Below are 762 nucleotides of genomic sequence, written 5' to 3'. Positions count from 1 at the left end.
CGGAGCGCTTCGATCCAGACCCGGCCGAGGGTGTAGGCGGCGACGCAGAGGGCGAAGAGCCGCCCGCGGTTGAGGTCGAAGCGTCGTTCGGCCCAGAGGAGCAGTGCGGCGGCGGCGAGGCACCACAGCGCCTCGTACAGGAAGGTCGGATGGTAGAGGCCGATGTCCGGGGTATCGGCCGGCCGGTGGGCGGCGTCGATGCGCAGCGCCCAGGGCAGGGTTGTCGGCCCGCCGTAGAGCTCCTGGTTGAAGTAGTTGCCGAGGCGGCCGACCGCCTGGGCGATGAGCAGGCCGGGGGCGAGCGCGTCGGCGAAGGCCGGCAGTGGGATCCCGGCGCGACGGCAGCCGATCCAGGCGCCCAGGGCGCCGAGGGCGACGGCGCCCCAGATGCCGAGGCCGCCGTCCCAGATGTAGAGAGCCCTGACCGGGTCCCGGCCGGCGGTGAAGTACAGCTCCGGGTCGGTGATCACGTGGTAGAGCCGCCCGCCGACAATGCCGAACGGCACCGCCCACATCGCCACGTCCAGGACCTGTTCGGGCCGCCCACCGCGGGCCGCCCACCGCCGCTGGGTGAGCAGCGCCGCGATGACGATGCCGGCCAGGATGCACAACGCGTAGGCGCGGATCGGCACCGGGCCGAGGTGCCATACGCCCCGCGACGGGCTCGGCAGATAACTCAACAGCATGAGAAGTGCACGCTCCGGAAATCGTTCGGTCTGGGCACTGGCGTTCACTTCACCCTGCCAGCCCGTTCACCGCGGG

1 protein-coding gene is annotated in these 762 nt (G+C 71.9%); it reads right to left on the bottom strand.

The features are described 5' to 3' along the window. Window positions 1–686 (bottom strand): prolipoprotein diacylglyceryl transferase (lgt, locus tag OP18_RS50670; RefSeq protein WP_033368011.1); only part of this gene is annotated, 686 nt, incomplete at its 3' end. Between the last annotated feature and the right edge of the window lie 76 nt (window positions 687–762).

The organism is Dactylosporangium aurantiacum (assembly GCF_000716715.1).
GTDB lineage: Bacteria > Actinomycetota > Actinomycetes > Mycobacteriales > Micromonosporaceae > Dactylosporangium > Dactylosporangium aurantiacum.
This window is presented reverse-complemented; position numbering and strand designations above follow the sequence as displayed.